This window comes from Aeromonas sp. MR7, from assembly GCF_963899385.1.
GTDB lineage: Bacteria > Pseudomonadota > Gammaproteobacteria > Enterobacterales > Aeromonadaceae > Aeromonas > Aeromonas bestiarum.
The window spans coordinates 89150-115577 of the sequence record NZ_CAWQXH010000049.1; the positions used below are offsets into that span (position 1 = coordinate 89150).

At 63.5% G+C, this 26428-nt stretch carries 22 protein-coding genes and 1 riboswitch; of the genes, 11 read left to right on the forward strand and 11 right to left on the reverse strand.

What is annotated here, in order from left to right:
* The first annotated feature begins 128 nt into the window (after window positions 1–128).
* Together argH and AACW87_RS17915 are read left to right on the forward strand one after the other, a co-directional pair.
* A complete protein-coding gene (argH, locus tag AACW87_RS17910) occupies window positions 129–1514 on the forward strand; it encodes an argininosuccinate lyase (protein ID WP_241325707.1) in 1386 nt (461 codons plus the stop codon).
* A gap of 339 nt (window positions 1515–1853) precedes the next feature.
* Window positions 1854–2540, forward strand: coding sequence for a response regulator (locus tag AACW87_RS17915; RefSeq protein WP_241325708.1), 687 nt, complete (start codon window positions 1854–1856; stop codon window positions 2538–2540).
* A 119-nt stretch (window positions 2541–2659) separates the two neighbouring features.
* Here AACW87_RS17915 and AACW87_RS17920 read toward each other — a convergent pair whose 3' ends face one another.
* From AACW87_RS17920 to AACW87_RS17940, 5 genes are all read right to left on the reverse strand, one after another.
* Window positions 2660–3121: a hypothetical protein gene (locus tag AACW87_RS17920; RefSeq protein WP_241325709.1), complete on the reverse strand. Its 462-nt coding sequence runs from the start codon at window positions 3119–3121 to the stop codon at window positions 2660–2662.
* 202 nt (window positions 3122–3323) lie between these two features.
* Window positions 3324–3536, reverse strand: a complete 213-nt coding sequence (locus AACW87_RS17925) for a hypothetical protein (RefSeq protein ID WP_042868993.1) — start codon at window positions 3534–3536, stop codon at window positions 3324–3326.
* A 184-nt stretch (window positions 3537–3720) separates the two neighbouring features.
* Window positions 3721–4062: a DUF1294 domain-containing protein gene (locus AACW87_RS17930; RefSeq protein WP_241325710.1), complete on the reverse strand. Its 342-nt coding sequence runs from the start codon at window positions 4060–4062 to the stop codon at window positions 3721–3723.
* Window positions 4059–4649, reverse strand: a complete 591-nt coding sequence (locus AACW87_RS17935) for a sugar O-acetyltransferase (RefSeq protein WP_043142305.1) — start codon at window positions 4647–4649, stop codon at window positions 4059–4061. Before AACW87_RS17935 ends, AACW87_RS17930 begins: the two co-directional genes overlap by 4 nt.
* A 79-nt stretch (window positions 4650–4728) precedes the next feature.
* Entirely contained in the window at window positions 4729–5991 is a 1263-nt protein-coding gene (locus AACW87_RS17940) for an MgtC/SapB family protein (protein WP_043557462.1), read from the reverse strand.
* Between the two features lie 210 nt (window positions 5992–6201).
* Between AACW87_RS17940 and AACW87_RS17945 the strand changes: the two genes are divergently transcribed.
* The 6 genes from AACW87_RS17945 to cbl all read left to right on the forward strand — a co-directional run bounded on the left by AACW87_RS17945 (window position 6202) and on the right by cbl (window position 12191).
* The gene (locus AACW87_RS17945) at window positions 6202–7203 is read left to right on the forward strand and encodes a sulfate ABC transporter substrate-binding protein (RefSeq protein ID WP_043557463.1); all 1002 of its coding nucleotides are present in this window, start codon (window positions 6202–6204) and stop codon (window positions 7201–7203) included.
* A gap of 68 nt (window positions 7204–7271) precedes the next feature.
* Window positions 7272–7847, forward strand: a complete 576-nt coding sequence (locus AACW87_RS17950; protein ID WP_241325711.1) for an RBBP9/YdeN family alpha/beta hydrolase — start codon at window positions 7272–7274, stop codon at window positions 7845–7847.
* A gap of 277 nt (window positions 7848–8124) precedes the next feature.
* Entirely contained in the window at window positions 8125–8964 is an 840-nt protein-coding gene (gene cysT, locus AACW87_RS17955; RefSeq protein ID WP_172955206.1) for a sulfate ABC transporter permease subunit CysT, read from the forward strand.
* Entirely contained in the window at window positions 8961–9854 is an 894-nt protein-coding gene (cysW, locus tag AACW87_RS17960; RefSeq protein WP_241325712.1) for a sulfate ABC transporter permease subunit CysW, read from the forward strand. The genes cysT and cysW overlap by 4 nt, the downstream gene beginning before the upstream one ends.
* A 152-nt stretch (window positions 9855–10006) precedes the next feature.
* Entirely contained in the window at window positions 10007–11077 is a 1071-nt protein-coding gene (locus AACW87_RS17965; RefSeq protein ID WP_043141048.1) for a sulfate/molybdate ABC transporter ATP-binding protein, read from the forward strand.
* 166 nt (window positions 11078–11243) lie between these two features.
* Window positions 11244–12191: an HTH-type transcriptional regulator Cbl gene (gene cbl, locus AACW87_RS17970; RefSeq protein WP_043557468.1), complete on the forward strand. Its 948-nt coding sequence runs from the start codon at window positions 11244–11246 to the stop codon at window positions 12189–12191.
* Window positions 12192–12288: 97 nt separating this feature from the next.
* On the opposite strand, the gene AACW87_RS17975 is transcribed toward cbl, so the two are convergent.
* The 3 genes from AACW87_RS17975 to AACW87_RS17985 form a co-directional block, all read right to left on the reverse strand.
* Window positions 12289–12819 (reverse strand): cytochrome b, encoded by a 531-nt coding sequence (locus AACW87_RS17975; protein ID WP_241325713.1) that lies wholly within the window; start codon window positions 12817–12819, stop codon window positions 12289–12291.
* Between the two features lie 107 nt (window positions 12820–12926).
* Window positions 12927–14348: an N-acetylglucosamine-binding protein GbpA gene (gene gbpA, locus AACW87_RS17980; protein WP_241325714.1), complete on the reverse strand. Its 1422-nt coding sequence runs from the start codon at window positions 14346–14348 to the stop codon at window positions 12927–12929.
* A gap of 66 nt (window positions 14349–14414) precedes the next feature.
* Window positions 14415–14500: riboswitch (cyclic di-GMP riboswitch) on the reverse strand.
* 264 nt (window positions 14501–14764) lie between these two features.
* Entirely contained in the window at window positions 14765–16459 is a 1695-nt protein-coding gene (locus AACW87_RS17985; RefSeq protein WP_241325715.1) for a methyl-accepting chemotaxis protein, read from the reverse strand.
* Window positions 16460–16752: 293 nt separating this feature from the next.
* Between AACW87_RS17985 and AACW87_RS17990 the strand changes: the two genes are divergently transcribed.
* Window positions 16753–18603, forward strand: a complete 1851-nt coding sequence (locus tag AACW87_RS17990) for a M3 family metallopeptidase (protein WP_241325716.1) — start codon at window positions 16753–16755, stop codon at window positions 18601–18603.
* 67 nt (window positions 18604–18670) lie between these two features.
* Here AACW87_RS17990 and AACW87_RS17995 read toward each other — a convergent pair whose 3' ends face one another.
* Together AACW87_RS17995 and AACW87_RS18000 are read right to left on the reverse strand one after the other, a co-directional pair.
* Window positions 18671–20860 (reverse strand): glycoside hydrolase, encoded by a 2190-nt coding sequence (locus AACW87_RS17995; RefSeq protein ID WP_241325717.1) that lies wholly within the window; start codon window positions 20858–20860, stop codon window positions 18671–18673.
* Window positions 20857–21006 carry a hypothetical protein gene (locus tag AACW87_RS18000; RefSeq protein WP_241325718.1) on the reverse strand — a complete coding sequence of 50 codons (150 nt, stop codon included), beginning with the start codon at window positions 21004–21006 and terminating at the stop codon, window positions 20857–20859. The genes AACW87_RS17995 and AACW87_RS18000 overlap by 4 nt, the downstream gene beginning before the upstream one ends.
* Before the next feature lie 182 nt (window positions 21007–21188).
* On the opposite strand from AACW87_RS18000, the gene AACW87_RS18005 reads away from it, so the two are divergent.
* Window positions 21189–22478: a ferredoxin reductase family protein gene (locus tag AACW87_RS18005; protein WP_241325719.1), complete on the forward strand. Its 1290-nt coding sequence runs from the start codon at window positions 21189–21191 to the stop codon at window positions 22476–22478.
* Here the strand turns inward: AACW87_RS18005 and AACW87_RS18010 are convergent.
* Window positions 22461–25610, reverse strand: a complete 3150-nt coding sequence (locus tag AACW87_RS18010; protein ID WP_241325720.1) for a S41 family peptidase — start codon at window positions 25608–25610, stop codon at window positions 22461–22463. The two genes, AACW87_RS18005 and AACW87_RS18010, sit on opposite strands and share 18 nt — an antisense overlap.
* A gap of 262 nt (window positions 25611–25872) precedes the next feature.
* Between AACW87_RS18010 and AACW87_RS18015 the strand changes: the two genes are divergently transcribed.
* Window positions 25873–26349 carry a L,D-transpeptidase family protein gene (locus AACW87_RS18015; protein WP_042869032.1) on the forward strand — a complete coding sequence of 159 codons (477 nt, stop codon included), beginning with the start codon at window positions 25873–25875 and terminating at the stop codon, window positions 26347–26349.
* Window positions 26350–26428: the final 79 nt, after the last annotated feature.

The window sequence follows — 26428 nt, forward strand, 5'->3', positions numbered from 1 at the left end:
GGAACAGAGCCATGGCCGCGTGGATTCCAACATAGAACGTTAAGACCTCATGTGCAGGAAAGCACAGGGCAAGGTTTCAATTACGGCAGGCGTAGGCGCCTACCGACAACGCATTCAAGGAGAGCAGTATGGCACTTTGGGGTGGACGCTTCAGTCAGGGAGCCGATAGCCGGTTCAAGCAGTTCAACGATTCGCTGCGGTTCGATTACCGGCTGGCGGAGCAGGATATCCAGGGCTCCATGGCCTGGGCCAAGGCGCTGGTGAAAGTGGGCGTATTGACCGCGGCCGAGCAAGGCAAGCTGCAGCAGGCGATGGAGGTGCTGCTTGCCTCGGTGCAGCAGGATCCTCAGCAGATCCTGAGATCGGATGCGGAAGACATCCATTCCTGGGTTGAGAGTGCGCTTATCGCCGCCGTCGGCGATCTCGGCAAGAAGCTGCACACCGGCCGCTCGCGCAACGATCAGGTCGCCACCGACCTCAAACTCTGGTGCAAGGCGCAGGGCGAGCTGCTTGCAGCCTCCATTACCGCCCTGCAAGCTGGATTGGTCGCCTCCGCCCGTGCCAATCAGGCCGCCGTGCTGCCCGGTTACACTCACCTGCAGCGCGCCCAGCCGGTTACCTTCGCCCACTGGGCCCTGGCCTATGTGGAGATGCTGGAGCGGGACTATTCCCGCCTGCAGGATGCGCTCAAGCGCCTCGACACCAGCCCCCTTGGCTGCGGCGCCCTGGCGGGTACCGCTTATGCCATCGATCGGGAGGCGCTGGCGCTGGACATGGGCTTTGGCGGTGCCACCCGCAACAGTCTGGATTCGGTCTCGGATCGGGATCACGTGGTGGAGCTGATGCACGTGGCGTCGCTCTCCATGGCGCACCTGTCGCGCTTTGCCGAAGACCTTATCTTCTACAACACGGGCGAGGCGGGTTTCGTGGAGTTGTCCGATGCGGTCACTTCCGGCTCTTCCCTGATGCCGCAGAAGAAGAACCCGGATGCGCTTGAGCTCATTCGCGGCAAGACAGGCCGGGTGGTTGGCGCCCAGATGGGCATGCTGATGAGCCTTAAGGCGCTGCCGCTGGCCTACAACAAGGACATGCAGGAAGACAAGGAGGGGCTGTTCGACGCCCTCGACACCTGGCACGACTGCCTCGACATGGCGGCCCTGGTGCTGATCGACTTGAAGGTCAATGGCGAGCGCACCAAGGCGGCGGCCCAGGGCGGCTACGCCAACGCCACCGAGCTGGCGGACTACCTCGTCGCCAAGGGCATCCCGTTCCGCGAGGCGCACCATATCGTCGGCGAGACAGTGGTCTACGCGATCGGCGTGAAGAAGCCGCTGGAGGGTCTGTCTTTGCCCGAGTTCCACCGCTTCAGCCCGGTGGTGGGAGAGGACGTCTATCCGAACCTGGAGCTGGAGGCGACCCTGGCCAAGCGGGTCGCCAAGGGTGGCGTCGCCCGCGAGCTGGTGGATGCGGCCCTCACCACCGCCGAACAGTGGCTGGCCAAGCGGGTGGGTTAATTCGCGGGAATCGTCACCCGAAATAGAAAGCAAAACGGCAACCTCAGGTTGCCGTTTTTTACGGTCACATATATTCATGTGAATGGCCGATTATCATGCCAAATTGCAGGCAGATCAAAAGTGCGCAATCGGGCGGTCGTAATGTATCTGACCAATGCCACTACTGGGGTAGAGGGTCTCCAGCAGAGTAAATCAAGAAGGCATCACATCTAAAGCAAAATATTGATATATTTGCTTATTTTTATGAAGATAGTTCAATTAAGTTAGAGTAACTCAACAGTCAATCGTCCGGGGAGTTCTGTCTAATGAACTGTTTGGCAATGAATGCAAGGATTCGTAATGTCAGTAGATGACGCAATCAAAATCATGGATGCGCTAACGAAACTAACAGCAGTCCTCGCATGGCCGATGCTGTTCGCATTTTTTCTCGTTCGCTTTAGCCCTGCACTGAAGGCTTTTTTTGAGTCATTGAGCGAGTTCTCTGTTAAGGGGGCAGGGTTTGAGGCATCCGCCAAGAGAAAGCAGGCGGAAGCTGTTGCGGCACTTGTCGCTGCGGCAGCTAAGCCTGATTCTGGGCGGTCTTCCTCTCCGGGTTTAGATGCTCGCGAAGCAGTCGATCTGGTCCAATATGCGGTAACTCCACGATTACTGAGAAAAGCCGCGCAGGCCAATGTTCTTTGGGTTGACGATCGGCCAGAAAACAACACTTATGAACGGCAGTCTCTTGAAGCTCTTGGTATCAACTTCGTTCTAGCCACGTCAACCGAGCAGGCATTGGCAAAACTTCGTGATTCGAAGTTCAACGCGATCATTTCCGACATGGGGCGTCCATCCGATCCTCGGGCAGGGTACACCCTTCTAGATCAACTCCGCCAATCAGGTAATCACACACCATTTGTGATTTATGCGAGTTCGAACTCTCCAGAACATAAGGTTGAGGCAAGACAACATGGGGCTCTCGGCTGTACAAATCGGGCATCTGAACTGTTTGAATACGTAGTTAGAGCTGTTGAAAGTTCCACCTAAAATTTCATTCAATCAGATAATTTAGGCCAAAAATGTCAACTGAGCTGCTCCAGTAGGCTGGTCAAAGAGAAGCAAAACGGCAACCCCGAGGTTGCCGTTTTTAATGTATCCGCCCTTGCTCAGACGCTGGCATTAAGCAGTTTGCCAACCCCTTCCCCCTTGCCATTGGGCAGGGTCTGCTTGAAGGCGCCGAGCAGCTGATCCAGGTTCAGATCGCTGTTGCCAAGGGTGCCCTTGAGGGTATCGAGCTCGCTCTGCAGCGCGTCGAGACGGGTGCTCTGGGTGCCGCTGGCGAGCTGGCCGCGGGCCGTGTCTATGGCCTCGGGCAGGGACTGGCCATTGTTCTCCTGACCCAGGGTCTGCAGCAACTCGCTCATGAAGTGGTTGATGGCGGGGCGGTTCTGCTCGCTGTTGGCGTCCTTGACTCCGAGCCGATGGAACAGGCTCTGGACCGTGGGTGCCAGGCGATCTTCCTGCACGGGGGGCTCGGCCTTGGCCTGTGGCGTGCCGTCGCCGAGCAGCTTGCTGCCGAGCTTGAGGGCAAGGGAGGCGAGGGGAAGCAGGGTGCTGATGGCGATCATGATGTCACTCTCCGGTACGGCTGATGACAGTGACAGAGCAGGGATTGGGCCAGTTTGGTGAAGAATGCAGCAGTCGTGGGCAGGCCGCTGATCCTGTTGTGAATTTAGTTTTGCAGGCCGTAGGGGGGAGGGGCAAGTGTGGGGGAACGCGGCAAACCCTTGCAGCCCGGAAGCTGGCCGGTTTGCCGCCGTGGCCGCCGGCTCACAGATTCTTGAACGGGCGGCGCTTCTCCTCCTCGATGACGATGGCTTCCAGATTGGCGATCCGCTCCCGCAGCTCCTGAATAAGCACATCCTGTTTGCCGAGGCGATCCGTGATGCGGATATCCCCCAGCTGGTAGCGGGCGCGTTTGCTGAGATAGCCGAACAGCATGCTGATAAAGACGATCAGGACTATGCCTGTCCACATTGTCATGGGTGACTCCTTGTCGATAAATACGCGAGAAAACCGCCTTGCAGGCCCTCTGTTGTCTCATACCCAGAAAGGGGTCGCAATGCCCGCTCTGGTGAGGAGTATGAGCCCTCGGCTCAGGCCAGTGCCGATGTGCAAGCCGCCTCACGCCGTTGATCGGTGCGTCGTGCTGGCGCCTTGGCGATCCTCAGACCCCTTGCCAGAGGGGCCGGCCGAGCCAGAGTCCCCACAGGGTGAGGTGCAGCAGCACGATAAACCAGAACACCAGCCGGTAGCTGCCCTTCTGGGTCTTGTGGCGCAGCCAGTGACGGGCCACCAGGGCCCCGGGCCAGCCGCCGCACAGCTCCAGCAGATGGAGGCGGGATTCGGGGATGCGCCAGCCACCGCGAATGGCCTGCCGCTTGTCGTGGGCGTAGGCCAGCGCCGTCAGCAGGCTCATGGTGGTGACTATGGTCAGCGGCCACCAGTTGGCGTCAGCCAGGCCAAGCCAGGCGGTCCAGAGCAGGGGAAACAGGGCCAGCCAGATCACAGTGCCAGCTCCCAGCCGCGGGGGGCATCCGGGGTCAGGGTGCGGATCACGCGAGCGGGGTTGCCCACCGCTACCGAGTCGGCCGGTATGTCGCGGGTGACCACGGCGCCGGCGCCTATGATGGAGCGCGCCCCGATTGTGACGCCGGGGCAGATGATGGCGCCGCCGCCGATCCAGCAGTCATCGCCTATGTGAACCGGCTTGTTGTAGGCGGTCCAGTGGCGCCGCTCCAGATAATCCGTGCTGTGGGTGGCTGTGTAGATCTGGACGTTGGGGGCCAGCAGCACATGGCTGCCGATGTGCACCTCGCCCACGTCGAGTATGGTGATGTTGAAGTTGAAGAAGGTCTTCTCGCCGATGTGGATGTTGCGGCCGAATTCGCAGGTGAAGGGGGTGCTGATCCAGCAGGAGTCGGGGCAGTGGCCGAACAGCTCGCCGCACAGGCGCTGGCGCAGTGGCTGATCCCCGGCCGGGGAGGCATTGAGTTGTGCCAGCAGCGCCTGGCCGCGGATCCGGTCGTTCGCTATCTCCTCGCTCTGGCTGTCCAGGGCGCCGCCCGCCAGTACCTTGTCCCAATCGCTTGCCATGCTCACCTCTCCTCATGTGCCAAGAGGAGCCAGTATACGCCAGCGACCCGGCGGCGTCAGGCTGTCACTTGCTGCAACCTCAGGCGCCCGGCCAGATGAGCGGCAGGATCAGCAGGGCAGAAACGAAGTAGGGCAGCAGCACCCGCAGCCCCAGTCGGCGGCCGCCTATCCCCAAGGCCAGCAGCCCCTTCACCAGTGAGTTGACCAGCCCGGCGAGCAGGATGCCGCGCGCTGCCACCTCCAGTGCCAGCTCCTTGTGGGAGAGTTGGGAGAGCGACAGGGTAATGGCGTCCACGTCCGTGATCCCCGAGACCAGCGACAGCAGATAGACACCTGAGTTGCCCACCTTGCTCTGCAGCAGGGTGGCCATGAAGCCGATCAGTGCCAGCAGCAGGCCGAACTTGATGGCGGTGGCGAGATCGAGCGGGTTGCTGGTCTGGGGCTGCACCGGACCATCGGTCAGCTCCTCGCGCTGGCGCCAGAACCAGAAGGCGAAGCCGTAGACGGTGGCTGCCAGCAGCAGCAGGGGCGCCGCCAGGCGCATCGCCAGCTCGCTGTGAATGAGCAGCACCAGCACCAGCAGCCGCAGCCACATGGTGGCTCCCGCCATCAGTATGCCGGTGGCCAGCAGCCGCTCCAGCCCGCCCTGTTCCCTGTTGAGGCGGGCAAACTGCAGGGTGAGGGCGGTGGAGGAGGCGAGCCCCGCCAGTATGCTGGTGAGTACCAGTCCCGAGCGGGTGCCGAGCAGGCGTACCGCGAAGTGGCCCGAGAACGAGATGCCGGCGATCACCACCACCATCAGCCAGATCTTGAAGGGGTTGAAGGCATCGAGGGGCCCCATCTCCTCGTTGGGCAGCACGGGCAGCAGCACCAGGGAGATGAGCAGGAAGCGCAGGGTGGCGTGGAATTCGGTCTCGCTCAGAAACAACATCCCCTGCTGGATCTTGCCCTTGAGCCCCATCAAGAGGGCCGCCAGCACGGCGCAGGCCACCGCCTCGCTCGGGCTCAGCAGCACGGACATCAGCCCCAGCAGGTAGGTGAGCAGCATGGCCACCGAGCTGGTGAGACCGAACTCCCCCTGCCAGCGCTGGGCCAGCCAGACCGAGAGGCCGCAGCCCGTCACCACCGCCAGCAGGCCGAGCAGCGGCAGCCAGGGCCCCAGGGTCGGCAGCAGCAGGGCGCAGACACCGCCGAGCAGGCCGATGAGACCATAGGTCCGCATCCCGGCGATGCGCTGGTTGTCCCCCAGCTGGCGCACCTGCCAGCCGCGCTCCAGTCCTATGATGAGGCCGATGGCCAGCGACACCAGGGCACCATTGACGGGGTCTGCATTGATCCACATAACGACTTCCTTTTCGCTGTGTCATGGCCTTGATCCCATGATGGCACAGCCAACAGGGGGGCAGGGAGGCATGGCTCACAGAGTGTGCGAGTGGCGCCGGTCGGCGGGTTGATATGAGCAAAAGAGATAAGCAAAGCGTTATTTCTTGGTTCTCGGCATAACAAGCCCACGGCATGCTGCATTCAACCCAACGAGATATGGAGTATCACCATGAAACTGCGAATGACCGCCCTCACCCTGCTATCCCTGCTGGCCCTCGGCCAGGCCAACGCCGCCGAGATCCGCCTGCTCAACGTCTCCTACGATCCGACTCGCGAGCTGTTCCAGGAGTACAACGGCGCCTTCGCCAAGGAGTGGAAAGCCAAGACGGGTGACGACGTGGTGGTGAGCCAGTCTCACGGTGGCTCCGGCAAGCAGGCTCGTGCCGTGGTGGACGGGCTGGAAGCGGACCTGGTGTCGCTGGCGCTGGCCTATGACGTCAACGCCGTCGCCAAGCAGGGCTTGATCGCCGCCGACTGGCAGAGCCGGCTGGCCAACAACGCATCTCCCTATACCTCCACCATCGTCTTCCTGGTGCGCAAGGACAATCCCAAGCAGATCAAGGATTGGGGCGATCTGGTGCGCAAGGACATCGCCATAGTGACGCCGAACCCCAAGACCTCCGGCGGGGCGCGCTGGAACTACCTGGCGGCCTGGGGCTATGCCCTGAAGAAAAGCGGCAGTGAGGAGGGCGCCAAACAGTTCGTCGGCGATCTCTACAAGAACGTGAAGGTGCTGGATTCCGGCGCCCGTGGCGCCACCACCAGCTTCATCGAGCGCGGCCTCGGCGACGTGCTGCTGGCGTGGGAAAACGAAGCCCTGCTGGTGCTCAATCAGCCCGGCAACCGCGACAAGTTCGAGCTGGTGGTGCCGTCGGTCTCCATCCTGGCAGAGCCGCCGGTGGCCGTGGTGGACAAGGTGGCCAAGAAGCACGGCACAGAAGCGGTTGCCAAGGCCTACCTCGAGTACCTCTACTCCGACGAGGGACAGCGCATCATCGCCAAGTATCACTACCGCCCCAGCAATCCGGCGATCCTGAAGGAGACGGCGGCCCAGTTCCCGCAACTGACCCTGTTTACCGTCAAGGATCTGGAAGGGGATTGGGACAAGGCCCAGAAGAAACACTTCGCCCAGGGTGGCCTGTTTGACCAGATTTACCAGCCGGGCGGCTAAGGCGCCCCGCTTCCTCGTGGCATGTTCACCCCGCACTGGCCCCTGTGCCAGCTGATAGGAGCACCAAGATGAACAAGATCCTCCTGGTTCCCGGTCTGCACAACAGTGGGCCGGATCATTGGCAGAGTCGCTGGCATCAATATTTCCCCCACTGGCAGCGCATGGTTGGCCTGCCGTGGGACAAGCCGGACCTGACGGTCTGGAGCGCCAAGCTGGCGAGCAAGCTGCGCAGCCGGCGCGGCCGGGCCCATCTGGTGGCTCACTCCTTCGGCGCCCTGGCGGCCATCACGGCGGCACGCCAGCAGCCCGACAAGGTGGCCTCGCTGTTTATCGTGGCGCCGGCCGATCCGGGCCGTTTCGGCTTGCCTGACGAGCTGCTGGCGGGCTCGCTCAAGGTATCGGCCCAGCTGATCGCCAGTCGCAACGATCCCTGGATGAGCTTCGAGCGGGCCGAATACTGGAGTCGCCAGTGGCAGGTGCCGCTGTTCGATGCCGGCGAGGTGGGCCATATCAATGCCCAGTCTGGCCATGGGGAGTGGAGCCAGGGGCTCAACCTGCTCGGCACCCTCTACCGGCGGGCCGAGATGGTGGTCGAACCGGCGCCAGCCGTGTGGGAGCGGCGCGCGGCCCTCAGTTTCCGTTGATGTTTTCGCTGATCCGGTTCATACGCCGACAAGGAGAGAGATAGCACCCGACACCACAACAGTTGATTTTTGATGGCTTGGTACATTGCACGACGCTCCATTTTTTAGGTCTTTTATTTATATAAAAGACCTTTTTTTCATTTTATGGCTCTAAAAGCCTGATCCGCCGTTGTTAGATAAAAAAGTGCTTAGCAAAGGCATTATTGGTGTTTGTTGCCCCTAACTGGAATGCGCAGAATCGCTCTATCGAATGTTTTTCATAACAAACGGAAGCGTTATGCGATTTGGTTCTTACTCAGTCCTGCCGGGCTTTGGCCCGACCCTCGGCTTCAGCCTGCTCTACCTGGGCGTGCTGGTGCTGCTGCCGATTTCGGCGCTGGTGCTGTTCGCGGTGAACAACCTCACCCTCGCCGAATTCTGGCAGGTGATAGGCTCCCCGCGGGTGCTCGCCTCCTTTCGCCTGAGTTTCGGGGCGGCCTTTATCGCGGCGCTGCTCAACAGCCTGTTTGGCCTGATCCTGGCCTGGGTGCTGGTGCGTTACACCTTCCCCGGTCGCCGGCTGGTGGATGCGCTGATCGATCTGCCGTTCGCCATGCCCACCGCCGTCTCCGGTATCGCCCTGTGCGCCATCTTCGCCCCCAACGGCTGGATCGGGCAGTGGGTCGCCCCGTTTGGCATAGAGCTCGCCTACAACCCCATCGGCGTGGTGATTGCCCTCACCTTCATCGGTCTGCCCTTCGTGGTGCGCACCCTGCAGCCCGTGCTGCGGGAAGCCGAGACGGAGCAGGAAGAGGCCGCCGCCAGCCTGGGGGCTGACCGCTGGCAGACCTTCCTGCGGGTGCTGTGGCCGACCCTGGTCCCTGCGCTGATCACCGGCTTTGCGCTGGCGTTTGCCCGCGCCGTGGGTGAGTACGGCTCCGTCATCTTCATCGCCGGCAACCTGCCGATGGTTTCCGAGATAGCGCCGCTGATGATCATGAGCCACCTGGAGGAGTACGACTATGCCGGTGCCTCCGCCATCGCCGTGGTCATGCTGCTCATCTCTTTCATTCTGTTATTGCTGATCAATAAGCTGCAGGCCTGGAGCTGGGCCCGTATCGGAGGGAGCCGCATATGAACGCCTCACATTCAAGCCTGGACCTTGCCCTCGACGTGGCACAGGCCACCCCGGTGCGCCATCCCCCTGTGACCCGTGAACCCGTCTGGGTCAAGTGGCTGCTGATCTCCCTCGGACTGGGCTGGTTTGCCGCCCTGCTGCTGCTGCCGCTGGCCACCGTCTTCATTCAGGCGCTGAGACCCGGGCTGGCCTTCTTCTGGCACGCCATCAGCGAGCCGGATGCCCTGAGTGCGCTCGGGCTCACCGCCCTGGTCACGCTCTGCGCTGTGCCCCTCAACCTGCTGTTCGGGATGGCGGCGGCCTGGGCCATAGCCCGCTTCCGCTTCCCCGGCCGGCAACTGCTCATCACCATCATAGATCTGCCGTTCTCGGTCTCGCCGGTGATCGCGGGCCTGATGTTCGTGCTGATGTTCGGCAGCCGCGGCTGGTTTGGCGACTGGCTGAGCGAGCACGACATCAAGGTCATCTTCGCCACGCCCGGCATCATTTTGGCGACCACCTTCATTACCGTGCCCTTCGTGGTGCGCGAGCTGCTGCCCCAGATGGAGGCGCGCGGCCCGGAAGAGGAAGAAGCCGCCATCATGCTGGGGGCGAGCGGCTTGCAGATGTTCTGGCGGGTCACCTTGCCAGGCATTCGATGGAGCCTGATGTATGGCCTGCTGCTCTGTACCGCCCGGGCCGTGGGGGAGTTTGGTGCCGTCTCCGTGGTCTCCGGCCATATTCGCGGTCAGACCAACACCCTGCCGCTGCACATAGAGATCCTCTACAACGAGTACCAGACCGGTGCCGCCTTCGCGGTGGCCAGCCTCCTGGCGCTGTTCGGGATCTTCACCCTGCTGGGAGAAACACTGCTGGCCCGGTTGCGTGGGCAGCCCACCAAGTCCCATTGATGTTATTGCGACACGGGTCTGGCTGCGCGGTCAGCCCGATCCGGATACCCCATTGATATGGATTGGGGTGTGATGGCGAGCAGGACCGGCCGTACGGACTGGCCAGCTCGGAGACTCCATCCATCCCGATTTAACGGTTCAGAGAGGCAGCCATGAGCATTCAGGTTCAACAACTCAACAAGCATTTCAATCAATACGCGGCCCTGGCCGACATCAACCTCGACTTTCACGACGGCGAGCTGGTGGCCCTGCTCGGCCCCTCCGGCTGCGGCAAGACCACCTTGCTGCGGATCATCGCCGGGCTGGAGCAGGCCGACAGCGGCAGCGTCATCATCCGCGGGGAAGATGCCTCGGATCTGCACGTGCGCGAGCGCAACGTCGGCTTCGTGTTCCAGCACTACGCCCTGTTTCGCCACATGACGGTGTTCGAGAACGTGGCGTTCGGCCTGCGGGTCAAGCCGCGCAGCGAGCGTCCGGCCGAGGCGACCATCCGCGCCCGGGTCAAGGAGCTGCTGGATCTGGTGCAGCTCAGCCACGTGGCCGAGCGCTATCCGACCCAGCTCTCCGGTGGCCAGCGCCAGCGGGTCGCCCTGGCCCGAGCCCTGGCGGTGCAGCCCAAGGTGCTGCTGCTGGACGAGCCTTTCGGCGCCCTGGATGCCCAGGTGCGCAAGGAGCTGCGCCGCTGGTTGCGCGAATTGCACGACGAGCTGCACGTCACCAGCCTGTTCGTGACTCACGATCAGGAGGAGGCGCTGGAGGTGGCGGATCGGGTGGTGCTGATGAACGCCGGCCGGGTCGAGCAGATCGGTACCCCGGCCGAGGTCTATGACCATCCCGCCAGCTCCTTCGTCCACAGTTTCCTCGGCAGCGTGAACCTGTTTCGCGGCCGGGTGGCGGAGCAGGGCTTTGGCATCGGCGAGCAGCTGCTGGGCGGTCCCATCAGTTCCCATCAGCTGGCTCAGGGCAGTGCGGCCATCGCCTATGTGCGCCCCCACGAGCTGGAGATACTGCCGGCGGATGCGCCCGGCGGGATCAGCGCCACCATCACCCGTCTGCTGCCCATGGGGCCGCGCATCCGGGTGGAACTGCGTGGCAATGGGGATACAAACGGTGCACACTTCGAGGCCGAACTGAGCAAGGAGGCGGCCAAAGCCTTCACGCCGGGGCAGGGGGTGCGACTGGTCGCCAAACAGGCTCAACTCTATCCGGACTACCAGATCTGACGGCCATCGCCGCTTGAAATGAACGGATAGGATGGCGGAGTGAGCCCGCCTGGGATACAAGGGTGTCAGGCCGTTGCCGGACTCGATGAGGAGTCCGGCCAGGCAGATAACAAGAAAACGGCGGCGGGTAACCCCCGACCGGCCAGTCAGCGCAGGAGGCGATGACGTGAATTTTCAGCAGTTACGTATTATCCGGGAAGCGGCGCGGCGGGATTACAACCTGACCGAGGTCGCCAATGCCCTGTTCACTTCCCAGTCCGGGGTCAGCCGCCATATCCGCGAGCTGGAAGAGGAGCTGGGGATAGAGCTGTTCATCCGCTACGGCAAACGGCTGCTCGGCATGACGGAGCCGGGCAAGGAGTTGCTGGTGATCGCCGAGCGCATCCTCAACGACGCCAACAACATCCGCAAGCTGGCCAGCACCTTTGCCAACCGCGAGTCGGGCCGGCTGCTGGTGGCGACCACTCACACCCAGGCCCGTTACGCCCTGCCGAGGGTGGTGAAGGCGTTTCGCGAGCAGTTCCCGCAGGTGCAGCTGGAGCTGCGCCAGGGCAGCCCGGAGGAGATAGTGCGGCTGGTGCAGACCGGCGAGGTGGATATCGGCATCAGCAGCGAGCAGCTCGACAAGAGCGAAGGCGTGGTGGCGTTTCCCTACTACCGCTGGCACCACAACATAGTGGTGCCCGAGCAGCATCCCCTCACCGCCGAGCGGGAGCTGACCCTGGCTGCGCTGGCGAACTGGCCCATCATCACCTATCAGGCCGGACTGACCGGACGGGCACGGGTGGACGAGGCGTTTGCCGAGGCGGGAATAGCGCCGCAGATCCTGCTGACCGCCCAGGATTCCGACGTCATCAAGACCTATGTCGAACTGGAGATGGGGGTCGGCATACTGGCTGACATGGCGTTCGACACCCAGCGCGACAAGGGGCTGGTGCAGCTCGACGGCAGCCGGCTGTTTGCGCCGCACACCGCCTGGATCGGCCTCAAGCAGGGGCAGTTCCAGCACAACTTCGCCTGGCAGTTCATCCAGCTCTGCAACCCCGAGCTGGCGCTGGCAGACATCCAGGCTCGCGCCATGGGCGGCGAGCCGGCCCTCGACTTCCAGATCTGAGTCCTGCTGCGAGATGAGAGAACAGGGAGCCATGGGCTCCCTGTTTTTTATCTGCCCATCGATGGAAAGCCCGCCTCTGCGGCGAGGCGCCGTCTGCCTATTTGCCGGCGTGGGGCCCCAGCATGCGGTAGAGGGTGCGATCGCCCTTGATCCTGTGGTGATACAGGGCCGCGACTACGTGCAGCATGACCAGGGTGGCCAGCGACAGGCAAGCGAGGCGATGGACGTCGAAGAAGAAGCGGTTGATCTCGGGAGTGTTGATGGGGTTGGCGATCGGGTAGAGCCAGAACAGGGGATAACCCCGCTCCAGCATCAGGAAACCGCTCAGCAACACGGCGAACATCAGCCCGTAGAGCAGGGCATGGGCCAGCTTGACCCACCCATTATGATGGTCGGCCCCGTTCTCGGGCAACGGATGCCTCAGATGTTGCCAGCCCCAGCGCAGCAGGAAGAGCGGGGTGATCAGGGTGGCCATCGACATGTTCAGCACCGACAGAAACTGAAACAGCCGGGGGTGGCTGTCGATCACCAGGTGCATCAGGTAACCGGCCAGGGTGGCGTAGAGAATGACGACAGCCATCAGCCAGTGCAGCAGGCGACTCAGAGGGTCATAGTAGTTTTTCGTCATAGTGTTGGTCCGATGGGGGATCTCGCGGTGCCCAGGGCAGCGGGATCCCGGATAACAGGCGCAAAAAAAGAGGCCGCTCGGGCCTCTTCTGCTCAGGTGTTGCGGGTTCAGTTCACTTGGGTCCAGGCATCCTGCCAGTTGGTGCCGATGCCCGGCTCATACTGGGTCGCTGTGCTCGACCAGATGGTGCACCAGCCACTGTAGGGGAAGGGCTTGCACTGGTAGATCTTGCCGTTCTTGGGCTGCAGCACCTTGGTGCCGTTGGTGTAGGACTTGAGTCCCTCCGGGAAGCTGAACTGGTAGTCGCCACCGGACGGATCCTTGAGCATCAGATCCAGCGTTTGCTGCAGGGAGGCACCACCCGCCTTCGGCTTGCCTTCGATCACCAGCTGATGATGACCGGCGCTGAGCCCGGTCAGCGGCATGGTGAAGCTCTGGCTGCTGTCTTTGATGTCGGCACTGGTCTGGCCCTTGGCGGCGCCGCCATGGTCATACAGGGTGTTGGTGACGGCGAGATTCCCCTGGGCGGTGACGCTGAAGTTCAGGGTGACCTTGCCGTTGTCGAGCAGGTATTCACTCTCCAGGCCGCTCACACTGATGCTGTCGTTCACCGGAGGTTGCTGTTGCTCGAGCTGGACCTCGACCCGTTGCAGGTTGCTGCCTGCCTTCAGGTAAACGGGGTTCTGGCCGTAGACGGGGTTGAACTGGCCGTCGGTGCCCTGCTGGCCGGCGCGGATCTGGCTCTGCTCGGCGTTGATCTTGGCCGCCAGATCGTGGGCCCAGTTATTCTTCTGGCCCTGCTCCGTGGTGGTGATGGTCAGCTCGGTCTGCAGATCGGTGCGCTCGCCGTTGGCGTCGAACACCCGGGTCTTGGCCTTGTCGCCGGCCACCAGATCGGTGGAGGGGTAGATGGTGCCGCCCTGGCTCCAGTTCAGCGGCGGCTGGGTACCACCATCGAACTTGGCATCGATCAGGTTGTAGAAGCTGTTGCTGGTATCGCCCACTTCCCACACGCCGAGGATCAGCTGATAACCGGTGCGTGCCGGCAGGGTGCAGTTATGGGTGACCTGTTTGGGCGGTTGTACCATGCCCCCGTCGATGACGCAGAAGGGGTTCAGATCGAAGGCGGCGCGGGTCAGCGGCTGGTTCGGGTTCCAATCCTGCTTGGTGAGGTAGTAACGCCAGTTGCGGGTCACGTGGTTGGCGGTGAAGTTCCAGCTGATGGCAAAGGGCCCGGCCTGCACCTGGCGCTTGGTCCAGCGATCGCTGGTCTGAACGTCGAGCTCACCGAACTGCGGGTGACCGGCCGAGGCTATCTGACCGTCGGCGGGGCCGTCTTTGGGGAAGCCGGACGGCGCCTCCAGGCTCTGGGGCTCATACTGCACAGCACCACACTGGCTGTTGCCGCCGGTCTTGCACAGGTAGTTGCGCGCCTCCGGCTGGTTGATATAGCCATGGGCGAGCACGCCGCCGCTGGCCAGCAGCGCGAGCGCCGCCGCGACGTGATTGAGTTGGATTTTTGCTGCCATACATTCCTCTGTTCGATAGATGTGGGCAGTCAAGTTGGCAGGGGAGTTCCCCGATACACACTTGCGTGTGGCAACCCCGCTATCCTGGACGACGTGTCTTTAGACCGGAGGCTTTGCGTCCTGGCCTTTCAACCAGTTTGCCAAATGACTACATAAAGGGTCATGGTGTCGCGTTTGACGACGACACCATCATGACTAGTTTTGATTAAATAATTAAGTGTAAATGTTTGCAGCCTGACCTCATCGGAGTAGAGCAAACACTTAACTTAATGTTTTTAAATGTATATTTAATCTACGCCCCTTGCCTAATATCGTTAATCACGTCGATAAAATGCAAAAATATGACATTTTTTATCAATAAAAAATTCCTGCCAGCTTGGCTGGCAGGAATGGTCGTTGCGACAGGGCGGGACGGATCAGTGGCGAGCGCGGGGGCGTTCGGCCTGATGGCTCTGCCGATGCAGCGGTGCCAGCCGCTGTTCCAGCTGCTGGTCGATGGCGCTGCCGAGCTTGAACACCGCCAGCCGCTCGTCCAGGCTGCGGGATAGGCCGGCCAGCAGCTCGCTCTCCCGGGCCAGTTGCGAGGCGGACTGGGACATCTCCAGCGCCGAGTCGTTGATGCCGCTGACGTTGCGGTTCATGTCCTCGGCCACCATGCTCTGCTGTTCGGCGGCTGTGGCTATCTGGGTCGCCATGTCGCTCACGTGCTGGATGTGGTTGACGATGAGGGAGAGATCCTGCCCCGCCTTCTCCGACTGGCTGACGCTGCTCTCCGCCAGCTTGCGGCTGGCATCCATGGCGCTGGCGGCGGTGACGGCCCGCTGTTGCAGCTGGGCTATGGTGCTCTGGATCTCCTCGGTGGACTGGCGGGTACGGCTCGCCAGCTGGCGTACCTCGTCGGCCACCACGGCAAACCCGCGTCCCTGCTCCCCGGCGCGGGCCGCCTCTATGGCGGCGTTGAGGGCCAGCAGGTTGGTCTGCTCCGAGATGGCGCTGATGACGGCGGTCACTTCGCTTATCTGCATCACCCCCTCCTTGAGCTGATTGACCTGCAGCGTGGCCTGCTCCACCTCGGTGGCCAGCGCCTGTATGCCGTGCACGCTGGCATGCACGTCCCGGTTGCCGAGCCCGGCCTCGCTGGTGGCATCCTGGGTATCGCGGGCGGTATTTTCCGCATGGCCCGCCACATCCGAGATGGTCGCGCTCATCTCGTTCATGGCTGTGGCGAGCTGAGCCAGCTGATCCCGCTGGCTGTTGACCGCCTGATTGGTCTGCTCGGCGGAGGCGGCGATGCGCAGGGCGGCATCCGCCACGTTGCGGGCACCCAGGCTGGCCTCCAGCAGGGCGTGGCGAATGGCATCGAGGCCCTGGTTGGTACAGGTGGCGACGACCCCCAGCTCATCCTTGCCGTGTATCGGTATGCTGACCACCAGATCCCCGGCCGCCACCTGCTGCATGGCGCGCTTGATCTCGGCCAGCGGATTGACGATGGAGCGGCTGATGGCAAACCCCAGCAGCCCCATCAGCAGGATCACCAGCAGGGTGGCGCCCCCCATCAGCTGGTACTGGGACCAGATGGTGGCCTCTATGTCCTGCAGCAGCACGCCGGAGCCCAGGATCCAGCCCCAGGGCTGGTAGCCCGCCACCAGCGACATCTTCTGGGCCGCCTCACCCGTGGGGGTAATCCATTGATATTCCAGCCGGCCATGCTGGCCCCCCTTGCCAAGATCCACCATGCGTTGCCAGTGAGCCCCGGCGGTTGCGCCGCTCTCTCCCATCTGCTGACCGACCAGCTCAGGCTTGGTGGGGTGCACCACCACGTGGCGGGTCTCATCGATCACGAACAGATAGTTGTCGCCATCGAAGCGCATGCTGTTGAGCATGGCCTTGGCTTCGGCCTGGGCCTGGGGGGCGGGCAGCGTGGTAGCGAGGGCCTGGATCCGGCTCATGGCGAGATCCAGCACGGCCTGCAGCCGTGCCTCCCGCTCACTCATCAGATTGCGATTCAAGGCACTGGCCGAGATGAGCAGCAGTGCGATGAAGCCGACCAGTGCCAGTGAGAGCAGCAGCATCAATTTGCGGCTCACGGCGATATCACCGAGCTTGAACATAATCTCTTCCTTCTTTCCCGTGCGGGTCTGGTGGTGGCCAGTCATGACGATGGCCCTGATTATTTCATTATTAACATTTAATTAACTTTCAATAACTTGTGGTCACTAAACGCTAATTGAGTATTTTGACAACCAGTATAGCCAGCAGACAGAAACCCTCGCTTTTGGTAGCGTGGTCGTGCGCATCCCGGCGCACCATTTGCCGTACAATTTGCAGAAAATGTGAATGAGTTGGCATTTCACCAAAAAAGGAGTGGGCGCCCCAGGGGCAGCCCCATAACAAGAGGGAATTTATGAGTTCCATTGCCAGGAATTACTTGAACCAGCTCAACGCCGACTACCTGCAGGTACACAGGCGCAAGGAGGACCTGTTCTGGTCCACCTACATGGGCACCAGCGACGATCAGGCCGGCTTCACCGCCGCCGAGCAGGCCTACAAGGCCTTCTGTGCCGATCCTGCGCGCCTGCCGGTACTGCGGGAGATGCAGGCCCTGGCCGAGGAGACGGAACTCAAGCGGGGTCTGGGGGGCTGGATCGCCTTCTTCGAATGCAATGTCATCGAGGATCCTCAGGCCGCGGCCTTGATGGATGAGCTGGTGGCCGCCGAGGCGGCGCTGTTCGCCCGTCGCCGGGAGCTGAAGCTGACGTTACTGGACGAGCAGGGCCGCCAGGTGGCCGGTAGCCTGCCCGCCGCCAGCACGGCACTGGCCGCCAGCGCCGATGAAGCGGTGCGCCAGAGCGCGCTCGCCATGTTCCATACCTTGGAGCAGTGGGTGGTCGATAACGGCTATCTGGAGATAGTTCAGCTTCGCAACCGCTTCGCCCGCGCCATGGGCTATCGCGACTACTTCGATTACAAGGTGCGCAAGAACGAGCAGATGAGCCCGGCGCAGCTGTTCGCCGTACTGGATGACTTCATCGCCCGCACCGAACAGCGGGTGCACCAGAGCCTGGCGGAACTCAAGGCGGCCAAGGGGGAGACGGCGCTGCTGCCCCACAACCTGCGTTACAGCGTGAGCGGCGACGTGACCCGCCAGCTCGACCCTTATGTGCCGTTTTCACGGGCGCTGAAGGACTGGGTCGAGAGCTTCCGCCGGCTCGGCATCCAGTATCGGGACGCGACCCTGACCCTGGATCTGCTGACCCGGGAGGGGAAATACGAGAACGGCTTCTGCCACGGCCCGGTGCCGAGCTTCTGGCAGGAGGGCCAGTGGGTGCCCGCCGTGGTCAACTTCACCAGCCTGGCGGATCCGGCTCAGGTCGGCAGCGGCTGGAGCGGCCTCAACACCCTGTTCCACGAGGGGGGCCACGCCGCCCACTTTGCCAACGTGACCGGCAACGCACCCTGCTTCTCCCAGGAGTTTCCGCCCACCTCCATGGCCTATGCCGAGACCCAGTCCATGTTCTGCGACAGCCTGCTGGACGATGCCGACTGGCTCAAGCGCTATGCCAGAAACGCCGCGGGGGAGGCGATCCCCGATTCGCTCATCAAGGCCATGATAGAGGCGCGCCAGCCATTTCGTGCCTTCAACGAGCGCCAGATTGCCCTGGTCTCCTACTTCGAGCGGGATCTCTACGCCATGGCCGATGGCGATCGCACCCCGGCCGCCGTGCTGGCGCTGGCCCGCCAGTGGGAGCGCAAGATCCTGGGGACTGAGAGCCCGCGTCCTCTACTGGCCATCCCGCACCTCCTCAATCAGGAGTCGGCCTGTGCCTACCACGGCTATCTGCTGGCGCTGATGGCGGTGGAGCAGACCCGTGCCTACTTCCTGCGCCGGGACGGCTATCTCACCGACAACCCGCGCATCGGGCCGGATCTGGCCGCCCACTACTGGGGGCCGGGCAACGGCATGACCCACGACCAGACGCTGCAGAGCCTCACCGGCGAGGGCTTCAGTGCCGCGCCGCTGGCACGGGCATGCAACCTGAGCGTGGCCGAGGCCTGGGCGCAGGCCGAAGCCTGCATGACGGCGGCACAGCAGCGGCCGCCGGCAGGCGAGGGCACGCCGCTCAATGCCCGCATCCGGGTGGTGCACGGGGATCTGCTGGTCGCCGACAACAGCCAGTCGGAGGCGGCCATGCTGGCCGACTTCGAGGCCTGGATCCGGCGCCATGGCGAGACAGAGCCCGCCACCCAGGGTTAGGAAACCCCGCCTGCAAAAGAGCCCTGCCAATTGGCAGGGCTCTCTTTTTATATGACGAGCGGGTTCGTCACATCTTCAGCAGGCTCACCGGCTTGTCCTTGAGGGCGACCAGCAGCTGCCTGCCCGGCAGCTTGTGGCCATCGATCATCATGCTGCTGTGGCTGAAGTTGGCCACCAGCCGGCTGCCGTCGGAGAAGCGGGTCTCCTGCACCCGGCCCACCCCGTCCCGCCAGCGAAAACCCACCAGCGCCTTGTCCCACAGCGCCTCGTGCAGCGGGCCGAACTGGCTGTTTAGCCTCACCAGTTCCGGCAGGCGACTGTCCAGGGTGCTGCGGCTCAGGTTGACCAGCGGCGGCGTGTTGTAGAGCAGGCCGAGCAGGGCGCGCTCCTCCTTGATGCCCGGGAACTTGAGGTTGTCCAGCAGCCAGTGGTGGCTGTTGAGCACAGAGTCGTGGAACACCGCCTGATAGAGAGGCAGCCGATCCGCCGGGTTGAACACCGTCTTCAGGTAGCGCGGCTTGAGCCGGGCGGGCTGGAAGAAGACCTGTGGCGCCTCGTCCGGCCACCACTTGCCGAGGTAATAGGGAGACTTGGCCTGCTTGCGCATGGCGGCATCCTCCCAGCCGAAGCCCCAGCTCTGGATGCCGTGGGCAAACATCAGCGGCTTGCTGGTGAGGGCGTTGCCATCCTCCGAGCCCAGCACCAGCCCGAGCCGCTCCCCTACCCAGCTCATGCGGGCGTTGCGGTCGGCGATCATGGCCTGACTGCCCTGCTGGTGGGCCGGGTTGTAATCGTTGGAGGCCATGGCGGTGCCGTCCACGTCGAGGAACAGGCTGTTGATGCCGCTGGTCTTGGCCAGCTCGCTCATGCGGCTCTTGGCAAACGGCAGGGTGCAGCCCGGGTTGAGGTAGACCCCCTCGCCGCCGAAGCCCGGCTTGGGTTTGCCGTTGGCCTCGACGATGGCGCAGCGCTTGCCGATCTCGATCGGCAGCTGGGCGGTGAGCCAGCTGTCGTTGCTGCCGGGGGGGATGGCGGTATCGTAGGAGTCATAGCTGCCCACCAGGTAGCCCTGACGCTGGGCGGCGGTGAGGGCATAGCCCTGCTGCAGGGCCGCCGTCCACTGCGGTGTGCCGAGCCAGAGCTTGCGCAGCCCCGCCTGTTGCAGCGCCTCGACCACAGGCAGCGACAGCCCCTGGCCCCAGCGCTCCTGCGCCACCAGCTGCTCGCCGAACCGGCCCTTGACCCACTGCTGGCGCAGGGCCAGCACCTTGCTCTGGGCCTGCGGGCCCTGCTGGGCGGGCAGCGGCAGCTGGCTGGCAATCAGCCGGTTGAGACCGGCCATGATCTGCGTCTGCTGCCAGGGCTCGGGTGCCTTGGCGGCCAGCGCCTCCCGCTCCTCGGCATGGAAGTCTTGCTGCCACTCAGGCTTTTGCCGGAGTTTGGTCTGCAGGCCGGGCCAATCCGTCACATCCTGCCGATCGAGCAGGGCATCGCCCCACAGATAGACATGGCTGGCGCCGATCAGCCGCCGACCGGCCGGAATGCGGGCAAACTTGTCTGCCAGGGACTGCCAGGCGCCTTCGCCCTGCAGCCACTCCCGGTAGCGGCGGGCGCCGGCCAGCCAGTCATCCCCCACGCTCAGCCGCACCACCATGGGGGCCTGCTGGTTGAAGCTGCTGAATTCGTGGCGGGCACTCAGCTGCAGCCGGCCCCCCTTGCGGGTGAAGCTGAGCTGGTTGTCATAAGGCGTCTGCAGGATCCAGCTGTAGGTCTGCTTGCCCGCGTCCTGGCTCCAGAGCGGCAGCTTGAGGTCGTAGTGGGTGTTGAGCTCGGCCAGCTCGTCGCCTACATAGCCGAGCCAGTCGCTGTCGCGTACCGAGAAGCGGCTGCCCTCGCCGAAGGCCAGCGACAGGTGGGTCTGGTTTTTCGGCAGGCTGTACCAGGCCAGCTGACGGGGACTGTCGCTGACCAGTGTCAGCAGCAAGTCATTGCCGTCCAGCTTGACCTCCACCCTGGCGTCCTGGGCGGGCCAGCGCCAGCTGGCCTGCTGCTCGCCCTGCTGCAACTGATCGACCTGGCGGGCGGGCTGGCCGGCGCTGACCGGGATCTTGTTGACCGAAATGGCCAGGGTGTCGGGATCTATGCGGTAACTTTGCGTCTCACCCTGCAGCGTCAGGGGGGCGGCGGCCAGCGGCGCCGCCAGCAGTGAAATCAGCAGCCAGCCTAGTGCTGGCGCCTTTGTCGGTGAAGCCTTCATTCAACATCCTTGACCTGATTGATGCCATCAGGGTACGCCGTCGTCCGCCCCCCGGTACAGCCGAATTTGGCTGAGTCCGGTGAACCAGATTGCTGATCTATCTGCGTTGGTTGTTTGCCGAATGTATCCGTGATGCGGCGCTGCATCTGTCTTTCACCTTGCCTCCTGACGGTTCGAGAGGGGGTTGCTGTACAGCGGGTTCTTGTGGGCGGTCACACACTGCCACAAATTTCCGCTCTCCAGGCAAAGTCTTGTGACCGGGCGAAGGTGTAATGGCGCCATGAGCAGGGAGATGACGCCCTGCAGTGATGGAACCTGGGGGAGTGTGATGACGGACAAGCGAGTGTTGTGGGGGCTGCCGGTGCTGGCGACAGTGATCTGGTGGGTGGGATATGCAGGAGATGCCAACGGCGTCTGGCCCTGGCGCCATGAGATGTTGCTGCTGACCGGCCTGCTGGGGCTGGGTTACATGGCGCTGGCCCTGTTGCTGGCACTGCGCCTGCCGAGACTGGAAGTCTGGTGTGGCGGGTTGGATCGCATGTTGCGATTCCATCGTCACAGCGCCATGGCCGCGACCCTGGTCCTGACCAGTCACTGGTTGCTGGTGGAAGCGCCCAAGTGGGCTGTGACGGCCGGCTGGTTGACCCGGCCGACCCGTCGGGGGGCTGGCAGCGGAGCGGGTGCCGGTAATGGCCTCTCCCTGCATGCCCTTGGCAATACGCTGGGGGAGTGGAGCTTCTATCTGCTGATCGCCCTGGTGGTGGTGAGCCTGTTGTCACTGGTGAGTTATGGCCGTTTTCGGCTGATCCACCGTCTGGCACCGCTCATCTATCTGGCGGGGTGGATACACGGTCTCTGCCTGTTGCCCCAGGTTGGCCTGCTGACACCCGTGGGGCTCGGAGTAACTCTGCTGGGTGGCGCAGGGGCTGTGGCTGCCATCTACTCCCTGCTGGGCTTGACCGGTCAGCGGGATCGTCATCAGGGCCGCATAGTGGCGCTGCTCACCCTGGCGGACAGTACCCGTGAATTCACCTTGCAGCTGGAGACGCCGTTGTCGCACTACAGGCCAGGCCAGTTTGCCTTCTTCGAGTTTGATGCGAGTGAGGGCCCTCATCCCTTCACGCTGGTGCGGGTGTCGCCCGACAAGCGTCAGCTGGTGATCGCGGTGCGGGCGCTGGTAGACCATACCCGTCAGCTGGTCGAGGCGGCCCGGATCGAGGACGCTGTGGCCGTGACAGGGCCTTATGGCGCCTTTGTCTGTCCCGCTCGACATGGGCAGTCGCTCTGGCTCGGCGCCGGGATCGGCATTACGCCCTTCGTCGCCTGGCTGGAGGGGTTGGTAGCCCGTGGTGAACGAGGGGAGGGGATCACCTTGATCCAGTGTGCACCGGATCTGGCCGGCGCCGTCTATCACCAGCGATTGGCCGAGTTGTGTCAGGGTACCGGGGTTCGCTATCAGCTGCATCTGGACAAGGAGGCGGGGCGGCTGGACTTGGCCAGCCTTGCGCAGAACAAGCCCGCAGACGTCTGGTTCTGCGGGCCGGAAGGGATGGCAGACGCCCTGGCCCGGCTGTTGCCGGGTGGGCGCCTGCACCGCGAGCTATTTCGCTTTCGCTGACAACTGGGCGAGGGCGGCCTGCACCGCGGCTTCCAGCTGGGGATCGCGCCCGGCCAGCATGTCGGCCGGGGTCAGCGCCACCTGCACGTCCGGGATCAGCTCCTGATTTTCGTAAAGCGTGCCGTCCGGATTGCGCAGTCCCAGGGTCGGGATGCCGTAGGCAAGCCCCGGGATCAGTCTGGATTGGTGGCCATAGACCATGGTGCCCGTGCCCGGCACAGGCTCGCCGATGATGGGGCCCACCTTGAGGGTGCGGTAGTACTGGGGGAAGGCCGAGCCTTCCGAGTAGCTGCCCGCGTTGACCAGCACCACCGAGGGCTTGGTCCACTGGCGGGTGGCGGCGTCCGTCTCCCCCTTGCCGAGCCGTGGCCAGCTGCGGGCCATCCCCTTGGCGCTGCCGTTGCCGGTCAGAAACTCCACCAGGGTGTTGGCCAGGTAGCCGCCCTTGTTGAAGCGCACGTCCACTATCAATGCCTCGCGATTGCGCTGACGGCCGAGGGCATCGGCCACCATCTCCTCATACACGGCGCTGCTCATCTCCGGCAGATAGACGTAGCCGACCCGACCCTGACTCAGTTGCGCCACCTGGGCGCGGCGCTTGGCGACCCAGCCATCCAGTTGCAGGCGGTACTCCTGCGGCAAGTCCATGGCGGTGACATCGAGCTGCACCGGATCCTTGCTCCCCTTGGGCAGCAGGGTAAGGGCCAGTCGCTGGCCGGCCTGGTGATTGAGCAGGGCATCCAGCTCGTTCAGGCTGTGCAGCTCTGCGCCGTTGATGGCCAGCAGGCGGGCGCCCGGCACCAGATCCGTCTCCTGATCCAGCGGGCCGCCGGCCAGCAGGGCCGTCAGTTCGACCCCGTGTTTGTCTTCGCGCCAGTAGCCGCCGAGGCTGGCGGTGTCATCGGGCAGCCGCGGAAAGGGCGCCGGGCCATAGCCCCAGGTGTGGGAGACGTTCAGCTCGCCGGCCAGCTCCGCCAGCAGGTTGCCGAAGTCCCGACCATTGCCGATGCCGGGCAACTGGCGGCGATAGGCGGCCACATAGCCATCCCAGTCCACGCCGTTCATGTCGGCCCGATAGAATTCGTCCCGGGTGAGCCGGGTGATCTGGTCAAAGGCGGCTGTCATCCGAGCCTGCCAGCGCCCGCTCTGCAACAGGGCGAAGGGGTGAGGGGTCGCCTCGCCGGAGGCCATGTCTATCAGGGTCACTTCCCCCTCCCGCACCAGGGTGGCGAGGCTGGCGTCGTCATTGAGGCTGGCCAGCGCCGGGCCAGGCTGTTCGGCGAACAGCAGCTTGGTCTCCCCCTTGCGCAGCTCCTGGGCGTAGCCCTTGATCTCGCTCTCGCCATTGGCATCCGTCTCCTCCACCAGATAGATCAGGTGATCATCGACGATGCGGCTGGCGAGGACGGGGCCGCGTGGTTGCAGCTGCAGCGCTTCCCTGTGTGCCAGCTTGTCGCTCTCGAAGCCGTAACCCGTCTTGGGGGGGGCCTGCTCGGCGAGGAAGTCGCTCTTGGCGGCGCGGCTGCTGTAGAGGCCGAGCAGGCTGCCATCCAGCGGCTCGCCGTCGGCGCCCAGCTTGCCGTACTTGGCGGATTGCCAGTAGAGGATGCCGCCATCCTGACTCCAGGCCGGGCTGCCATCCTGATAACCGTTGAGACTGACGTTGACCGGTGTGGCCTTGGCATCCCGGGTGTCGATGACGGCGATCTCCTGCTGGGCCGAGTCGGGCTGTAGGGTCAGCGCCAGGTGGCGGGAGTCGGGGGCGAAGGCCAGCTCCACCGCATGGCGGGAGGGGTTGAACTCGGCGGCGACCAGCGGTCGCTGCTTGCCACTGGCCAGATCCAGCAGGTGCACGGCCTGACCGTCCACCACGAAGGCGAGCTGCTTGCCGTCAGGGGAGAGGGTCGGCTTGCTGATGGCGACGCCCGGCATGGCCAGCAGCTTCTCCTCGATGAGGGGGCCGGGCTCGCTGAACAGCCGGTCCGGCTGCGCCTTCTTCAGGCGATAGAGGGCGGCCGGGCCATGCTGCTCGGAGAGATAAATGAGCCCCTGTTCCTTGTCCACGTAGCGTGGCGATGACTGTTCGCTGGGGTGGCGGGTGAGCTGGCGTACCCGCTCGCGGCGGGTGTCGACCGCAAACAGATCCCCCTGACTCACCAGGATCACCTCCTCCCCATCCTGGCGGACGAGGGCCTCGTCGATGACGACCGGGGTGTCGCTCTGCTCGTCGGGAGCCTGGGCCGAGAGCGGCCGGATCGTCAGCTTGCGCGGCGTCTCGCTGCCGGCATCGAGCCGGTAGAGCTCACCCTGCCAGGACCAGACCAGATCGCCGTGGCGGGAGGCGCTGAGGCCACGCACCGGATGGCCCTGATAGTGGGTGAGCTGGCGATCCTGACCGCTGGCCAGATCCCGTTGCCAGACGTTGAAATCGCCGCTGCGCTCACTCAGGTAATAGAGCGCCTCGCCCTTGTCATCCCAGACGGGATCGCTGGCGGCGATCCTGTCTTCGGTCAGCTGGCGATGCTGCTTGCCATCGAACAGCCAGAGGCGGGAGACGGCAAAGGAGCGCTGGTGCTTGCGAAACGGCTGATCCATGCCCGGCATCTGATAAGCCAGCTGGCTGCCGTGGGGGCGGGCCAGGGTCGCGGGCAGGGGCTGGGCCGGAGTCAGGGCGCCGCCATCTATGGGGGTCCAGTAGAGGGCGCTGGCCTGCAGCCCCTCTGCCACGAAGTGATCCGCCTCCGGACTGGTCAGGCGCTGGCTGCTCAGCAGCAGCTGTTTGCCATCGGCGCTGAATGCCTGGGGCAGATCGGGGCGTGAATCCCGGGTCAGCCGCACCATCTCGCCCCCCTCGCTCGGCACCACGAACACGTCTTCATTGCCATAGAGGTTGGCGGCGAAGGCAATCTGCTTGCCGTCCGGTGACCAGAGCGGGCGCTGGCTCAGGTAGTCGCTGCCGGTGAGCGGCGTGGCGAGGCCGCCGTCCCCCGCACTCAGGTAGATGCGACCCTGCCAGGTGAACGCAAGCTGCTTGCCATCGGGGGAGAGGGCGGGCTCGCGCAACCAGCGCGGCTCGGCGGCCTGCAGGGGGGCGCAGATCAGCAGGATCAGCAAGGAGAGTCGGTATCGCATCGTGGAGGTTCCTGAGGGGTGAAAAGCGCCTTATCTTCCCCCAATCCCCCGCGGGGGACTATCCCGAGATAGGGGGGGTATCCCGTTGTTTTGGCAGTTAATTGTAACAATCTATAAAAGATGGCGCGGGATATGTTTCTCTGGATATATTGAGTATTGATGGCGATCCAATATGATGGCGCTCGCCCGCCACTCGGGGCGGTGCAGTTCAGATGATTTGGTAACAAGAAAAGCCCTTACCAGAGGCTTGTCGAGGGATGGAATGAGAGCCGTATTACTGTGTTTGCTGGGGCTGTGGCCCGCACTGAGTTTTGCCACCTTGTCGGCCGACATGATAGTGGTGAAGAAGTCTTCCTATAGCCTGACCCTGATGAAGGATGGCAAGGAGGTCAAACGCTACTGGATCGCTCTGGGGCCGGCCCCCAAGGGTCACAAGCAGCGGGAAGGGGATCAGCGTACGCCGGAAGGGCGCTACATCCTCGATTACAAGAAGACCAACTCCAACTATTACAAGGCCATCCACATCAACTACCCGAACCTGGACGACATCAAGACGGCCAACGAGCTGGGTGTGCGACCGGGTGGCATGATCATGATCCATGGTCAGCGCAACAGCATAGGCAACACCCGCTTGCAGCCGTCCAACTGGACCAATGGCTGCATCGCCATGCTCAACAAGGATCTGGACGAAGTGTGGAACGCCATCGAACCCGGCACCCCCATCGTCATTCAGCCCTGACCCTCTGCAGCGCGCCACCTCCGGGTGGCGTTCTGTTTTTCGGCTCCCCCTGTTCTGTTTCCATCCTCTCTTTGCCCGT

Bases quoted from the DNA above. Each gene is read 5' to 3' on its own strand.
- argH (WP_241325707.1), top strand. From the start codon at position 129: ATGGCACTTTGGGGTGGACGCTTCAGTCAGGGAGCCGATAGCCGGTTC.
- AACW87_RS17915 (WP_241325708.1), top strand. From the start codon at position 1,854: ATGTCAGTAGATGACGCAATCAAAATCATGGATGCGCTAACGAAACTA.
- AACW87_RS17920 (WP_241325709.1), bottom strand. From the start codon at position 3,121: ATGATCGCCATCAGCACCCTGCTTCCCCTCGCCTCCCTTGCCCTCAAG.
- AACW87_RS17925 (WP_042868993.1), bottom strand. From the start codon at position 3,536: ATGACAATGTGGACAGGCATAGTCCTGATCGTCTTTATCAGCATGCTG.
- AACW87_RS17935 (WP_043142305.1), bottom strand. From the start codon at position 4,649: ATGGCAAGCGATTGGGACAAGGTACTGGCGGGCGGCGCCCTGGACAGC.
- AACW87_RS17940 (WP_043557462.1), bottom strand. From the start codon at position 5,991: ATGTGGATCAATGCAGACCCCGTCAATGGTGCCCTGGTGTCGCTGGCC.
- AACW87_RS17945 (WP_043557463.1), top strand. From the start codon at position 6,202: ATGAAACTGCGAATGACCGCCCTCACCCTGCTATCCCTGCTGGCCCTC.
- AACW87_RS17950 (WP_241325711.1), top strand. From the start codon at position 7,272: ATGAACAAGATCCTCCTGGTTCCCGGTCTGCACAACAGTGGGCCGGAT.
- cysT (WP_172955206.1), top strand. From the start codon at position 8,125: ATGCGATTTGGTTCTTACTCAGTCCTGCCGGGCTTTGGCCCGACCCTC.
- cysW (WP_241325712.1), top strand. From the start codon at position 8,961: ATGAACGCCTCACATTCAAGCCTGGACCTTGCCCTCGACGTGGCACAG.
- AACW87_RS17965 (WP_043141048.1), top strand. From the start codon at position 10,007: ATGAGCATTCAGGTTCAACAACTCAACAAGCATTTCAATCAATACGCG.
- AACW87_RS17975 (WP_241325713.1), bottom strand. From the start codon at position 12,819: ATGACGAAAAACTACTATGACCCTCTGAGTCGCCTGCTGCACTGGCTG.
- gbpA (WP_241325714.1), bottom strand. From the start codon at position 14,348: ATGGCAGCAAAAATCCAACTCAATCACGTCGCGGCGGCGCTCGCGCTG.
- AACW87_RS17985 (WP_241325715.1), bottom strand. From the start codon at position 16,459: ATGTTCAAGCTCGGTGATATCGCCGTGAGCCGCAAATTGATGCTGCTG.
- AACW87_RS17990 (WP_241325716.1), top strand. From the start codon at position 16,753: ATGAGTTCCATTGCCAGGAATTACTTGAACCAGCTCAACGCCGACTAC.
- AACW87_RS17995 (WP_241325717.1), bottom strand. From the start codon at position 20,860: ATGAAGGCTTCACCGACAAAGGCGCCAGCACTAGGCTGGCTGCTGATT.
- AACW87_RS18000 (WP_241325718.1), bottom strand. From the start codon at position 21,006: ATGCAGCGCCGCATCACGGATACATTCGGCAAACAACCAACGCAGATA.
- AACW87_RS18005 (WP_241325719.1), top strand. From the start codon at position 21,189: ATGACGGACAAGCGAGTGTTGTGGGGGCTGCCGGTGCTGGCGACAGTG.
- AACW87_RS18010 (WP_241325720.1), bottom strand. From the start codon at position 25,610: ATGCGATACCGACTCTCCTTGCTGATCCTGCTGATCTGCGCCCCCCTG.
- AACW87_RS18015 (WP_042869032.1), top strand. From the start codon at position 25,873: ATGAGAGCCGTATTACTGTGTTTGCTGGGGCTGTGGCCCGCACTGAGT.